Source organism: Streptomyces sp. NWU339, assembly GCF_003143855.1.
In the GTDB taxonomy this organism is placed as follows: Bacteria; Actinomycetota; Actinomycetes; order Streptomycetales; family Streptomycetaceae; genus Streptomyces.
On record NZ_QFRK01000004.1, the window covers coordinates 13,177 to 27,069 of the forward strand.

Annotated in this window: 10 protein-coding genes; 5 read left to right on the plus strand and 5 right to left on the minus strand. The window is 65.6% G+C overall.

Annotated features, from left to right (window positions below; all coding sequences use genetic code 11):
- Positions 1-248: 248 nt before the first annotated feature.
- The 4 genes from eccCa (at position 249) to DIZ27_RS06635 (ending at position 7,841) form a co-directional block, all read left to right on the plus strand.
- Positions 249-4,220 carry a type VII secretion protein EccCa gene (gene eccCa / locus DIZ27_RS06620; RefSeq protein ID WP_109377368.1) on the plus strand — a complete coding sequence of 1,324 codons (3,972 nt, stop codon included), beginning with the start codon at positions 249-251 and terminating at the stop codon, positions 4,218-4,220.
- A gap of 199 nt (positions 4,221-4,419) precedes the next feature.
- The gene (locus DIZ27_RS06625) at positions 4,420-4,896 is read left to right on the plus strand and encodes a hypothetical protein (RefSeq protein WP_109377369.1); all 477 of its coding nucleotides are present in this window, start codon (positions 4,420-4,422) and stop codon (positions 4,894-4,896) included.
- A gap of 17 nt (positions 4,897-4,913) precedes the next feature.
- Positions 4,914-7,247 carry a DUF6571 family protein gene (locus tag DIZ27_RS06630; RefSeq protein ID WP_109377370.1) on the plus strand — a complete coding sequence of 778 codons (2,334 nt, stop codon included), beginning with the start codon at positions 4,914-4,916 and terminating at the stop codon, positions 7,245-7,247.
- A gap of 78 nt (positions 7,248-7,325) precedes the next feature.
- Positions 7,326-7,841 carry a hypothetical protein gene (locus DIZ27_RS06635; protein ID WP_146228910.1) on the plus strand — a complete coding sequence of 172 codons (516 nt, stop codon included), beginning with the start codon at positions 7,326-7,328 and terminating at the stop codon, positions 7,839-7,841.
- Between the two features lie 510 nt (positions 7,842-8,351).
- Here the strand turns inward: DIZ27_RS06635 and DIZ27_RS06640 are convergent.
- The 5 genes from DIZ27_RS06640 to DIZ27_RS06660 all read right to left on the minus strand — a co-directional run bounded on the left by DIZ27_RS06640 (position 8,352) and on the right by DIZ27_RS06660 (position 12,780).
- On the minus strand, positions 8,352-8,651 hold the full coding sequence (locus DIZ27_RS06640; protein ID WP_109377372.1) for a WXG100 family type VII secretion target: 300 nt from the start codon (positions 8,649-8,651) through the stop codon (positions 8,352-8,354).
- 62 nt (positions 8,652-8,713) lie between these two features.
- On the minus strand, positions 8,714-9,061 hold the full coding sequence (locus DIZ27_RS06645; protein ID WP_109377373.1) for a WXG100 family type VII secretion target: 348 nt from the start codon (positions 9,059-9,061) through the stop codon (positions 8,714-8,716).
- Positions 9,062-9,181: 120 nt separating this feature from the next.
- Complete coding sequence (locus DIZ27_RS06650; RefSeq protein WP_309074846.1) at positions 9,182-10,441, minus strand: S8 family serine peptidase; 1,260 nt, start codon at positions 10,439-10,441, stop codon at positions 9,182-9,184.
- 90 nt (positions 10,442-10,531) lie between these two features.
- Positions 10,532-12,331: a WXG100 family type VII secretion target gene (locus tag DIZ27_RS06655; RefSeq protein WP_109377374.1), complete on the minus strand. Its 1,800-nt coding sequence runs from the start codon at positions 12,329-12,331 to the stop codon at positions 10,532-10,534.
- A gap of 2 nt (positions 12,332-12,333) precedes the next feature.
- On the minus strand, positions 12,334-12,780 hold the full coding sequence (locus DIZ27_RS06660; RefSeq protein WP_109377375.1) for a hypothetical protein: 447 nt from the start codon (positions 12,778-12,780) through the stop codon (positions 12,334-12,336).
- Positions 12,781-13,369: 589 nt separating this feature from the next.
- On the opposite strand from DIZ27_RS06660, the gene DIZ27_RS06665 reads away from it, so the two are divergent.
- Positions 13,370-13,876 carry a hypothetical protein gene (locus tag DIZ27_RS06665; protein ID WP_109377376.1) on the plus strand — a complete coding sequence of 169 codons (507 nt, stop codon included), beginning with the start codon at positions 13,370-13,372 and terminating at the stop codon, positions 13,874-13,876.
- Positions 13,877-13,893: the final 17 nt, after the last annotated feature.

Here is a 13,893-nt window from a genome sequence, read left to right on the forward strand (position 1 = left end):
ACCGTGTCCGGTCGTACCGCGCCGCCCGTCAGTGGCTTCGTCGGATCCGGAGCAGGCACGAACGCTCGTTCCGACGTCGCATTGTGCGAGCAGTCCTCGGCCGATTCGCAATCGTTCACACGTCTCACGGGCACCCTATCGTCCGCCGTGGTCAGTGCGAGTCAGTAGGATCGCCCCTCGCGACCGACGTGCGCCGGACACGGGGCGGCGGACGGAACGGTCCAGCCGGGCAAGGGAATTGGTGCGAAGTGAGCCACATCGTCGTCAAGCGCCCACCACGGGCACTGCCGAAGGACGTGCCCACGCAAGAGGTCGTTCTCCAGCCACCGCCCGAACTCCCGCGGGGGCAGCAGGAAGGCGCTCTGATGCAACTCCTGCCCATGCTCGGCATGGGCGGGTCCGTGGTCTTCTTCTTCAACCCGCAGGCCCAACCGTTCATGAAGATCATGGGAATGGTGATGGTGGCCGCGACGATCGCCATGGGCGTCGCGATGCTGATCCGCTACCGCCGGGGCAACCAGGGGCAGATGGCCGACATAAGGCGGGACTACCTGCGCTACCTGTCGCAAGCCAGGCAGTCCGCCCAGACGACCGCCCAGGCCCAGCGCGATGCCCAGTACTACCTGCATCCTTCACCGGAGCAATTGTGGGCGCTGGTCGCCGAGGGCAGCCGAGTCTGGGAGCGGCGCACCGGTGACGAGGACTTCGGTCAGGTACGGGTGGGTCTCGGTCCGCAGGCCCTGGCCACTCCCCTGATTCCGCCGGAGACCGCGCCGGTCGACCAGTTGGAGCCGCTGACCACAGGCGCCATGCAGCGCTTCCTGGCCACGCACGGCACCCTCGACGACCTGCCCATGGCCGTCTCGCTGCGCGCCTTCTACCACGTGACGGTCAGCGGCGACCCCGGCACCGTGCGCGCCACCGCCCGCGCCGTCACGGCTTCCCTCGCCTCGCTGCATTCCCCTGACGACCTGGTCATCGCCATGGCCACTGGCCGCGAGTGCACGCAGGAGTGGGAGTGGAGCAAGTGGCTGCCGCACGTGCAGTCCAAGGGCGCCGCGGATGGCGCGGGCAGCAAGCGTCTGATCACGACCGACCCGGTGGAGCTGGAGGACCTGCTCGCCGACCGGCTCCAGGGACGCCCCCGCTTCCACCCGGACGGGCAGCCCGTGCCCGACCAGCCGCACCTGGTCGTCGTACTCGACGGGGTTTCGCTGCCGCCGACGTCCCTGCTCGCGAGCCCGGAGGGTCTGCAGGGCGTCACGGTGCTGGAAGTCATTCCCGGAAACCTCACCAGCGGGCGCGGTGACCTCTCGATCATCGTTCACCCGAAGGAGCTGCGCCTGGAGTCGGCTCACGGCATGGTCTACGAAGGCACGCCCGACGGACTGCCGTACGAGGCTGCCGAGGCCCTGGCACGGCAGCTCGCGCCGCTGCGGATGGCATCGGGCGGAGACGACGACGAACCGCTGCTGGCCAACCTGGAGTTCACGGATCTGCTGAACCTCGGCGACGCGGCCTCCGTCGACACGAGGCGGACCTGGCGGCCCCGCTCGCAGTCCGAGCGGCTGCGGGTGCCGATCGGCGTCGGCGAGGACGGCCGACCCGTGATGCTCGACCTGAAGGAAGCCGCGCAGGAGGGCATGGGCCCGCACGGTCTGTGCGTCGGTGCGACCGGTTCGGGAAAGTCCGAGCTGCTGCGCACTCTGGTTCTCGGTCTCGCCGTCACCCACTCCTCCGAGACCCTCAACTTCGTGCTGGCGGACTTCAAGGGCGGAGCCACCTTTGCGGGTATGGCACAGATGCCCCACGTGGCAGCGGTCATCACCAACCTGGCGGACGACCTGACCCTCGTCGACCGGATGGGCGACTCGATCCGCGGTGAGCTCAATCGCCGCCAGGAAATGCTCCGCGACGCCGGCAACTACGCCAACATCCACGCCTACGAGAAGGCCCGCGCCGCCGGTGCCGCGCTGCAGCCGATCCCGTCCCTCGTCCTGGTGATCGACGAGTTCAGCGAACTGCTGACGGCGAAGCCGGACTTCATCGAGATGTTCGTGCAGATCGGCCGCATCGGCCGATCGCTGGGCGTCCACCTGCTGCTCGCCTCGCAGCGGCTGGAGGAGGGCCGCCTGCGAGGCCTGGAGACCTATCTGTCGTACCGGATCGGTCTGCGCACCTTCTCGGCGGCGGAGTCGCGTGCGGCACTCGGTGTCCCGGACGCCTACGAACTGCCGAACGTCCCCGGCTCCGGCTTCCTGAAGTTCGGCACGGACGAGATGGTGCGCTTCAAGGCCGCGTACGTCTCGGGCGTGTACCGCACGAGCGCCCAGCAGACGGCGTCCTACGGCGGACCTCTCCCGGTCGACCGTCGGCCCGTGCTCTTCACCGCCGCCCAGGTTCCGGTGCAGTACCTGGCGGTCCCCCCGCAGCGCGAGGAGGCACGGGACGAGACCGACGAGGCGCTCGCCGACACCGTGCTCGACGTCATCGTACGGCGCCTGGAGGCGCAGGGTCCGGCCGCCCACCAGGTGTGGCTGCCACCGCTGGACAGCCCGCCGTCGCTCGACACACTGCTGCCCGGCCTCACCGGGGTGCCGGGGCGCGGCCTGACCCAGCCCGGCTACGAGCACGCGGGCCGGCTGGTGGTGCCCGTCGGTCTCGTCGACAAGCCGTACGAACAACGCCGCGACCCCCTGTGGGTGGACTTCGGCGGCGCCGCCGGCCACATGCAGATCCTGGGCGGACCGCAGTCCGGCAAGTCGACGCTGCTGCGTTCGATCATCACTTCCTTCGCGCTCACGCACACACCGCACGAAGTACAGTTCTACGGCCTGGACTTCGGTGGCGGCGGCCTGTCCGCCGTGGCCGGCCTCCCGCATGTGGGCGGGGTGGCATCGCGTCTGGACCCTGAGAAGGTGCGGCGCACGACGGCCGAGGTGTACGGCGTCATGACGCGCCGCGAGGAGTACTTCCGTACAGCGGGCCTCTCCTCGATCGCCGAGTTCCGTGCTCGCCGGGCTCGGGGCGACATCTCCGTGACCGACCAGCCCTGGGGCGACGTCTTCCTGGTCATCGACGGCTGGGGGAACTTCCGCACGGACTACGACGCGCTGGAACCGTCCGTACTGGACATCGCGGCGCGCGGCCTCGGCTACGGCATCCACCTGATCCTCACGGCGTCCCGGTCCATGGAGGTCCGCGGCAACCTCAAGGACCAGCTGATGAACCGCCTGGAACTGCGGCTCGGCGACCCCATGGACTCCGAGTTCGACCGCAAGGTCGCGGCCAACGTGCCGCCGGGGGTGCCCGGCCGTGGCCAGACTCCGCAGAAGCAGCACTTCATGGCCGCGGTGCCGCGCATCGACGGCCTGTCCTCCGACACGGACCTGGCGGAGGCGACGCAGGCGCTCGGAACCGAGGTGGCCCGGCACTGGCAGCAGCCCGGTGCGCCCGTGGTGCGCCTGCTGCCGAGGGAGTTTCCGGCTCACCGTCTCCCCCCGGGCGGCCGGTTCCCTCGCCGGGGGGTCTCCTTCGCGCTCGACGAGGACACCCTGGAACCGGTGTTCGTCGATTTCGAGCAGGACCCCTTCTTCCTGGTGTTCGGGGAGAGCGAATCCGGCAAGTCGAACCTGTTGAAGCTGCTCATCCGGCGTCTGACCGAGCGCTACGACGGCAACAGCTGCAAGTTGTTCGTCATCGACAATCGGCGTTCCCTGCTGGGCGTGACCCCGCCTTCCCATCTGGCCGAGTACGTCCCCATGTCGAACCAGATGCAACACCACATGGACGCGCTCGCCGAACTGATGCAGCGGCGTACTCCGACCGCGGATGTCACGCCGCAGCAGTTGCGTGATCGCAGTTGGTGGCAGGGGCCGACGGTCTACATCGTCATCGACGACTTCGACCTGGTGGCCACGTCGAGCGGCAACCCCCTGGCCGGTCTGACCGAATTGCTCCCCCTCGCCCGGGATGTCGGTGTCCGCTTCATCATCGCCCGCTCCACCGCGGGCGCGAGCCGCGCCGGTTACGAGCCCTTCATGCAACGGCTGAAGGAACTCGGCGCACAGGGCGTCGTCCTCAGCGGCGATCCGGCCGAGGGCGATCTGCTGGGCGGCGTACGTCCGCGGCCGATGCCTCCGGGACGAGGAGTGTTCGTCTCCCGGCGGCGGGGGCGGCCGCTGGTACAGACGGGATTGGTGACGGAGGAGACTCTCTGATGGTCGGAGCCGGCATTCCTCTCGTTCTGAATCGCCTGCCGGCCCTCCAGGGCGGGCCGACAGGTGATCAGTGGGCGTTGTGGTGGCGTTTCCGGACCGCTGCCTGAGGGCTTCGTCGCGACTCCCCCCTCCCGGAAGCGCCGCGCGGAAGAGAACCGGTATGCCCCTGTCTTGCTGACGGCAGTGGAGGAGAGGACCTATGACATGGGACGAGTGGGAACAGTTGAAGGCACAGGCTGCCGACCGGCAGTCGACGCACATGCAGGTGAACCAGGCGCCCGCTCAAGGGCCGGGCGTCGGCGGCGATCCCGACCTGGTCGTACAGCAGGACGACCTCGGCGCCGTGGGGCATGACGCTTTCGTCCTGCACGGTGACCTCGTGAAGAAGGTGGACATCGCCGGTGCCGGCATGAACTCCGATCACGCCGGTTCCACGCACCAGGCGGCATCGGCTCTGTCGAAGTCCAACTTCACCATGGGCGACGAACTCATGACGACGCTGACGGTCTGGGAGAGCCAGGTGAAGGCGGTTCGTCAGGCCTGTGCCCACATCTCGAACCACCTGGACTTCAGCAAGAAGCGGCACGCCAACGACGATGCCGAGATCGCCACCGTCATCGCGAGGCGCAATGGCTCCGCAGTGCCCGTCTCGGAGCTCGGCAAGTACTTCAAGTAGCACGGGGGATCTCAGGCGTGGCCATCACCTACAACGACCTGATCCAAGTCGACCTCGGCCGGCTGGGAACCGCGGTATCGGACTGGAAGAAGGCGGTCACCAACCTGAAACAGCTCGAGGCCGATGCACGTGACGGCCTCAAGAAGAAGTCCGACCGAGCGCGCTGGGAAGGGATGAACGCCGGTGTCACACGGGAGTTCGTGAACAAGACCGCCAAGGAGTTCGCAGACCTTCGCACGGAAGCCAACAGCGTTTTCCAGGTCCTGGACGACGCCCACCGTGAACTCGAAGCGTTACAGAAGAGCGTCAGGTCACTCACCAACGAGGCCAAGGACAAGGGCTATACCGTTCAGGACAACCGCGACGGAACGGTGAGTGTGGGCGTCCAGCCCACAACGGGCGCCGATGCGAAGGACGGCAAGGACGACACGAAGCAGGACCGGCAGCGCTACGCCGACTCCATCACGAAAAAGGTCGCGCGCGCCGACGACATCAACGCCTCCACCAAGCTGGCACTCAGGCGGGCTCACGGGAACGACCCGTACAACGCCGGTCACGCGAAGTACGGTTCGCTCAATGACGCGCAGGTCGAGCGGGCCCTGGAACTCGCCAAGAGGCGCGAGGACATGACCGACCGCGAACTCGCCGAACTGAACAGGCTGCTGCGCCACAACGGACGCGAGAAGGATGGCGAGTTCGCGGCCGAGTTCTTCGAGGGTTTGGGCGGACCGAGGCAGACACTCGAGTTCTACGCCGCCATGTCGATCGACGGCACCGGCGAGGACGCCTCGAAGACCCGCCTGGCCGGCGTGCAGGATCTGCAGCGGTACATGGGCCATGCCCTGGCCAACGCGACCGACCCCTACACTCCCCAGAGCCTCAGGGGCCACCGGCAGCATCTGCCCACGTGGTGGGGCGCGGAGTTCCGCAAGCTGGGCACCCAGGAGATCGAGTGGGAGCGCGGCCTGTGGAGCAAGCCCTACGGATACCAGGTCCTGGGCGGTCTGCTCCGCTACGGGAACTACGATCCGGCGTTCTTGACCCCCATCGCGGAGCATGTCACCCAGCTCCACCAGGACGATCCGCACCGCTTCATGGCCAACAAGCCCGCCGGCGGCGACGACAGGTACGGATTCAACCCCTCCGGAAAGCTCGGCACCGGCAACGACCCGCTGAACAGCGTGCTCGAGGCCCTTGGACACAGTCCTGAGGCAGCCGAGCAGTTCTTCACGCAGAAGCCCACGGTGTACAACGAGGACGGCACGGTCAAGTCCGGTGAGAAGACGGACTTCAAGTCCTACCTCGACCTCTTCACCAAGAAGGACTTCGAGTGGACGATCGACACGAACAGCCAGCACGTCTTGGCGGATGAGGAGGCGACGGAGAAGGCCCTCGGCTTCGGGCCGAACGCCCTCGGCCACGCCCTCGAAGCCGCGGCAACGGGCCACCCGTACGACAGCAGCACAGTCGATCCGTCGGTCAAGCACAGCGAGGCGCAGGCGAAGCTGGTTCACGACATCGTGGAGAAGTTCGCCAAGAACCCGGACCTGCTGACGCACAACATGAACGGGGACCTGGAGGAGGAGAAGACCGGGCCGCTCTACGCGCTGCGGGACAGTCTGGGCAACATCTCGGCGGACTACATCGGCGACTTCCAACGGTCGATGTACCTGGAAAGCTCCGACAGCAAGACCTTTCAGGTCAACGGAGCCGCTGCCGAGCTCGAATACGGAAATGCACAGAAGTTCCTGGGCCTGGTCGGTCAGGACCCGGATGCGTACAGCGCGATCACTTCCGCGCAGCAGGCGTACACGGCGAACGTGGTGCAGGAGTTCCTGAAGGCGGAGGGGAGGGACCTCACCGCGGAGGACGGTGCGCGCGTCGGGGACCTGGTGGCGCCGGGGGCCGCCATCGCGGGGATCATGAGCAACTCGCGGGCCGACTCAATCTATGACTACCACACGGCTGAGAACAAGGAATTCAACGAGGCTGCAGCCGACAACGCGAAGTGGGTCAACCGGATCGTGGGGGTGGGGACGGGGGCCATTCCTGCCCCCTTCTCTGCCGTGGGGGAACCAGTCAATTGGCTGGCGGAGGATGTAACCGAAAGCGTCTTGAAGAGCATCAACAAGGACACAACAGACAAGGCTGAACTCAGCGCAGGGAAGGAGTACTCAGAAGGAAGGAAAGCGGCAGCGGAGGCATCTGCGGCAGCCGTGACCACTTATTTTGCACATCATGGAGGAATCGACGTGAAAACTGAGGAGGCCATCGAGCGAGCCGTTCGCACTCAAGCAGGTGTCAGCCACTCTGATGGCGCTCAATGGAACTCCTCGGGCGACGGGACGTGAGACTGTTCCAACAGTCGACCCGTCACTCGATCGGCCACTCCCTGCAAGCCAGACAAGAACAGAAGGAGGGGATTATCCTTGCAACCTAAAAGAATCTTTATCGCCGCTGCAATCGCGATGGCGCTCACAGCGTGTGACTCATCGAATGCAGGGCTTTCTTATCCCGCCCCGGACAACATCTGCGGAATCCCCGCCGACAAGGAAGCTCTGGAGTCCCTACTCGACGACGGCGACGAACTAGAACAGGACACCGGCCCCTTCAGCCTTACAGAGGGCCAGTTCTGTCACATGTACGTGGACGGAAACGACTCCGTAGTCAGCGACGGGAATTGGCATGAGAACGGGTATGAACTGCGCGACCTCTTCCAGGACTACGAGGCGAAAAATTTGCGCTACTTCAAGGGAGATACATACGCCTCATGGCATCGCGGGGTAGCAACTCTGATTCCGTGCCCTGGAGTCAGCAAGGAGGGTGACATTGTGTCCGTGGAAGTCAAGGACATGAAGTGGAACGAAGAGTCACAAGCCTTGCTGGAAAGGCTCGTCCCCTCCTACTTCGATACCTACAAGAAAAAACTCGGCTGCCAGCCTTGAGAGCCGCACCGGCCGGGAACCTGAGCGCTGCACAGATGAGGCGTGCGACACTCTCTGGGCCTCACGCCAAGTGAACGGACGGTTCACCTGGCTCGATCGCACTCAAGTTGAAGCAGGACGAACCGCGGCCCGGGCAGTGGAAGCCGTATTCCGCGTTTTTGCACGCAAGATCGATCAGGATCGGCACGCCCCGCTGGGCTGCTGCACCATTGAGCACGTCGACCAGGCCGTGCCGGTGGGCGCAGGAGGTGTCATGGCCTCGCCCCCTGCGGGTGTCGCTCCTCGCACGGTGGTCGCGCAGCAGTCGGGCCAAGTGCTCGACAGTGGACCGGCGGACAGCAAGCACAGCGGTACATGTGACACCGGACGGCACGTGAGGCCCCTTGGCCGGATCTTTCTGTCGCAAGATCGTTCCTACCAGGGGCCTTACGGCGGCACGGGCTTGGGGACGACAGGGACCCAGTCCAGCCCGGCAGTCATGACGAGTGACTGCCGATTACGAGAAAAGGCTTACTGCAGGTATCGGGATGCCGCCAGGTCGCCTTCCATGTACGTGCCGCCGGACGAACCCACGACGTGGCCGATGCCCATCAGGGCCTGGTGGATGTCGCTGGCCTCCTTGTCCCAGCGCCGCAGCTTCTCGTCGAAGGTGTCCTGTGCCTTACCCGTCCAGTACTGCTTGCTGTTGACCACCATCTGCCGGAGCTGCTGGAGGTCCTCCTCGAGCTGCTTCGCTTCGTTGGCGATGGTGGTCGCCGCGAAGTCGAGTCCGTCATAACCGACTTGCAGTCCTTCGCCGTTACGGCCCATCTCTCTGCCTACCTCGTCTCGTTCGTGTGTGCTGTTGACGAATTCTCGGGAATTCCGCCGGCTCAGAACGAGCTGAACGGAGACGACTGCATCGTGGGGGCGCCGTCCAGCACGTTGATCTTGTTCACGGAGGCGCGGACTTCGTCTTCCTTGCTGTCCTTGATGTTGCGCGCCGAGGTCATCGCGTCGATGACCTCGGCAAGGACGCGGCCCATGTTCTGCAGAGACGTGTTGATCTCGTACTGCTTGGTGTCGAACGCGGCACGACCGATTCCGTGCCACTGCCCCTCGAGGCTGTCGATCACACCCTGGAGGTTACTCACCCGCTTGCGGATGTTCTCGAACTTCTCGTACATGTCCTTCTGCAGCTTGATTACTGCTGCATCTTCGAGCTTCTGGTCGACGGCCATGTTCCGCCTGCCCTCCCTCTTTCCGTTTCGGGGTCCAGCTGTGCGGCTCAACGCTTTACGGCGGTGAGCACGTTCTCCATGTCCTGGCTGAGCGGCGCGGGGCTCGGGAGGCTGCTGACGTCACGTGGCGCGACGCGCTCGCAGCAGGGCGAAGGCACCGCCTCCGACCACGACCACCGCTGCCGCGGCGCCGAGCACGATCCACAGGGTGCTGTTGTCGTCACCCGAGGACTCGGCTGCCGCCTTCTCCGTCTTCTCCCCCTTCGATCCTGCTGCCGCCTTGTCGGCGCCAGAAGAGGCTTCCGGGGCTTGTGACGAGGCTGTTGCAGAGGGGGAGGCCGCAGAGGCGGGAGGAATCTCGGTCACCAGCGTCTCCCCCTTCTCCTGGTTCCACTTGGCGAGGGGGTCGGAGTACGCGGGGCCGGCGTCGTAGTTCGGGTTTTCGAGTACCTTACGGGGCCGGATGGTTCCGTAGCCGGCGTGCTCGGTCGGCTTGTCCTTGGGCCAATTGCGGCTTGCGGTGTCGATCAACGCGCGGGTGACCTGGTTCGCCGTCCAGTCGGGGTGGGCGGACCAGATGAGGGCGGCAGAGCCAGATGCGATAGCCGTGGATGCGCTTGTTCCGCTGAGGTCCGGGCAGTACGACGTGAAACTGGGCTGGCAGTAACCGGGAACGCCCTCACCAGGTGCCACCAGGTCGACGTAGTTCCCGGTCGAGGAGAACTTCGAGAGGTTTCTGTCCTTGCCCATCGACGAAACGCCCACCACGTATCGAGCCGCAGCCGGGTAGCCGATGTTGTCTTCGCCAGTGTCGCCGTTGTTCCCTACACTCGCAATCAGCATCTTGCCTTTCGAGGCAGCGTAGGTGATCGCTGCTTCTACATCCGGATCATAATATGGAGAACCGAAAGACATGCTGATGATCTTTGCATCAGTATCGGCCGCGGCCTTGATCGCCTGCGCGGGCAAGGCCGTCTTCTTCTTGTCCTCGGCTCCTGTCAAACCGTTCAAGTGAATGCGGTATGGGACGATCTTCGCGTCAGGTGCGAGACCCTGCACACCACCGTTGGCTCCTGTGCCGGCGATGAGCTCAGCCATGCTTGTGCCGTGCCCTGTGTAGTCGTCCGCAGCACCGTATGCAACAGCTTTGGGCACCTCATTCACCAGCACCTGGCCCTCCAGGGAATCCGTATGGGGATTCACACCGGTGTCAATGACAGCGACCTTGACGCCCTTTCCAGTGCTGTGCTTCCACATCTGGTCTGCCTGCATCGGCTGCAGATACCACTGTCGCGACTGGGCATCGGACGCCACAGCATGCGGAGCAAATCCCACGCCCGCAGCCGCCACTGCACCGATCACCGCGCCCGCAGCGTGCACTCGTCGCCGGTGACGCATCTTGCGGAGGACACTCCGCTCGGCCAGTCGGCTGGTCCCTGCCTTCATGACGTTGTGAGTCCTCGCTAGTGCTTAGTTGACGACCGGCGGCACGCCGCGCCGCTGCTGAGTGGGCAAGTGGAGCTCTTCGTCCTCGCTCAGGTGGGCGCCACGCGCTGTCTCTTCCCGGTCCTTGTCCGAAGTCTTGTCCGGCCTCCCGCGGCCGCCTGGCCCGCGCACAAGACCGGCGCCTCCGCGGGTCATGCCGTTCCGCTCGGCATTGACTGCGGAGTTACGTGCGGCAGGACTGCCGGTAATGGCCCCGGACGTCGCCGGTCCGACACGAGGACTGTTGGCGGCGGAACCGGGCTTCCCCGCGGAGGCCAGCCCACCAAAGACTCCACCCTGTCCAGGACGCCGCTCGGCCGCCGAACGGGATCCGGCCGCCGCCTCTGTGCCAATCACCGTTCCTCGGGGGATCCTAGGCCCGTTCTTCGCAGGTGTCGCGGCTCCGGTCACGGGCCGCCCCCCGACCACTCCGTTCGCATGGCCCGCGCCGGTCGTCCCACCGCTCTGCGGCCTGGGGCCAGACGTCCCAGTTGGCTTCGCTGTACCGCCGGCCACTCCCGAGCCCATCGGCAGGGACTTCGCTCCGGAAGGGACACCCTTGGCAATCGACTGGCCGGTCGCTGCGGTACGGCCCATCTGGCCAACCGGTCCGTTGCCTGGACGCCCAGGGCTCATGTTGTTGACGCCTGCTGCACCGGTTCGCCCCTGGGCGGACACCGGGCCTCGGAGACCGCCCGACCCGCTCGTGCCTTTTCTCGAGATCATGTTGCCGACCGGCGTTCCGTAACCGTTCGCGAACCCATTGTTCGCGCTGCTGCTCCCACCTGGGGCACCGACAGTCGGAGCAACATCTCCAGGAATGGACGGTGTCAACGGTGGCAAGGTGCCGACGCTGTCAATCGTCGTTCCTACCGCAATGTCCGGCTCCGCGGGGGGCCGTGAGGAATCCACGGGGCGCAGTGGCACATCCTTTGCCCCGCGGATTTCCCCTCTTTCCGCTTGGGCGACTGCTGGCTGATGACTTGCGCTGCCTGTCGCGCCAGTTGCCTGGTGAGCCGCTGCCGACGCGCCCCCGCCCTGAGCGGAGTCCGTGTCGACAACGCCGGGTGTGGGCCTCGGGACCCCCACGTCCGGCATGGCCTTGAACTCCGGAGATTTCAGCTCGACGAGTTGCTCGCGGGCCACCGCATAGTAGGACGACAACCGGTTCATCTGGTTGATCGCCTCCTGGCGGTCCTTTTCCACGCGGACCGCTTCGGCGTACTCGGCGTTGCCCTCGACCTGCTTGGGCGTCGGCATCTGCTCAGGCCGCAACGCCTTCTCCGTCGGCCTCGTATCACGCAGCGGCATGGACCCGCGCACCGCAGCCAGGCCCACCGCGGCGGCGCTGATCTGGTCCCCCGCCCCGCCGGCGAAGTCACTCAGCCCGTACGTGCTGATGACGAGTGAACGCCCCCACTTGCGAAAAGCCTCGCCCGACTCTCCGACCCAGTGCACCTTCTCGATGCGGCCGTCCAGTTCCTTGGCAGCGTCCGAGATGGCGTCCCGGGCGTCCCACAGGGCCTTCCCGGAAGCCTCCATGTCCTCCGGGTTGGTCTTCTCGACCAGGTCGATCATGTCGTTCAGACGGTGCTCGTCGAAGTTGGTCCGCCCGTGCATCGCTCGCCCGTATGGCGTCTTCTCCGCCGCCGCACGCACCATGCTGTCGATGGCTCCGCGAAGGAAGCCGCTGCTCGGGTGCTCTTCGGCATGCCGGGTGAGGTCCGTGAAGGAGTTCTGCCCGGAGACCCGCTCCAGGTCCTGCTCATGCTGCTCGTCGGTCATGGTCACAGGTCCCCGATGGGCTTGTCGCTCTGAGTGCGCTGGTTGTCGTCGCCTGTTGCCTGGGTCTTCTGAATCTGCAACTGGATCGCCCAGAAGCGACGCCGTTGCTCCTCTTCAAGGTTGTCGAAACCGACGTGCGCACCTTTGACGGCGATGCCGATCGCCTCGATCTGCAGGTGCAGGGTCTTGGAAAGAGAGGTGAGCTTCTCGTGCACCTGGTTGTACTGCACGTACAGGTCCTGCGCCTCAGGAAAAGCGGACGGGTTCCCCGCCAACGACCCCGGCTTGATCGTCTGGGCGCCGACGCGTTTCGGGTTGCCCGGCGACCCTTCAAGATCACTCAGGATCCCGTCCACACGCTTCACGAACGTGCTCAGCGCCTCACCGGTGACCTCCAGGTTCACCGCCCTGGCGGTCGACACGCCCCCCACCATGTCTGCTGGAAGCACTCGCTTCCTCCCCGTTTCCCCGTAGAACCATGGCTGTGGCCACCTGACCACCCGCCCCCGCGATCGCAAACCAAGTCGCGCGCGCCATGCGATCACCACTGTAATCAACCGGTACCACGGGGCCAACCGTGATGTGTGCTGGTCGAGTTACAAAGTCCTCCCGGACATGGCACTTCGACCGATTTGGCGAGTAGCGCCGGGAGGAAATCGCGGCACAAGCGGCCGGCAGATGCCGGGCTTCGTGGTCACAGCCGCATGGCACGTACGAAAAGATCGTGCCACTCCGCCGCCTCCTCGGCCGTCCGCCGCGGTGTCACTCGAAGTAGCGCAACGGCGGGGGCACTTCGGCACCCCCGTCCGCGTGTCCAGCATGTATCTCGACCCGTCCAGCGTGAAATCCGTGGCGTACTGGCTTGCACGAGCCCCAGCACATCTCCCCAGAACCCTCACCTCCGCAATCGCCACACCTCGGGCACAGCCGGTTGGCCCTTCTGCGCCAGTTGCTAGCTTGTTGGCGTCCGGACACCGCAGGGCGCCCTCCGACCAGCACAGGCAGGAGGCACTCCTGCACACGGGGAGGGTGCCGTCCATGGCATGGAACGAGTGGGAACAGCTCAAGGCCGAAGCGCTGCAGCGTCAACAGGGTTCGGCACACATGCAGTTGAACCAGCTGGACGGCGGCGGCCCTCCGAAACCTTCCGAGTACGGGGACCTCAAGGTCGCGAACGACGCGCTCACCAAGATCGGCTCGGTCGCGTTCGAGCTCTACGACCAGCTGTGGGACAAGGCACGGGTCTCCGTACCCAGCAGTGACTCCGCGGCCGCCGACTTGTCGAAGCAGGGTTTCGCACTCGGTGCGGGACTCAAGCACGTGTCGAACCGCTGGGAGGAGCAGCTCAAGTCCCTGATGGACGCCTGCGCCCACATCTCGAACCACATGCGGGTCACCAAGAAGGTCCACGACGGGGACGAGGGCTACATCCAGCGGCAGATGAGCAGTATCGCCCTGCTGGACGCCGGTTTCGACGAGCGGGTCGGAGCACCAGGCGAAAAGAACCCGATCTACGGAGAGCCGAGCAAGAAAAAGGACGAGTAGGGCGTCGGCACAGGCCC

What these genes read in the sequence shown, in the direction of transcription:
- DIZ27_RS06645 (WP_109377373.1), bottom strand. Translation starts at nt 9,061, where the DNA reads ATGGCCGTCGACCAGAAGCTCGAAGATGCAGCAGTAATCAAGCTGCAG.
- DIZ27_RS06625 (WP_109377369.1), top strand. Translation starts at nt 4,420, where the DNA reads ATGACATGGGACGAGTGGGAACAGTTGAAGGCACAGGCTGCCGACCGG.
- DIZ27_RS06640 (WP_109377372.1), bottom strand. Translation starts at nt 8,651, where the DNA reads ATGGGCCGTAACGGCGAAGGACTGCAAGTCGGTTATGACGGACTCGAC.
- DIZ27_RS06655 (WP_109377374.1), bottom strand. Translation starts at nt 12,331, where the DNA reads ATGACCGACGAGCAGCATGAGCAGGACCTGGAGCGGGTCTCCGGGCAG.
- DIZ27_RS06665 (WP_109377376.1), top strand. Translation starts at nt 13,370, where the DNA reads ATGGCATGGAACGAGTGGGAACAGCTCAAGGCCGAAGCGCTGCAGCGT.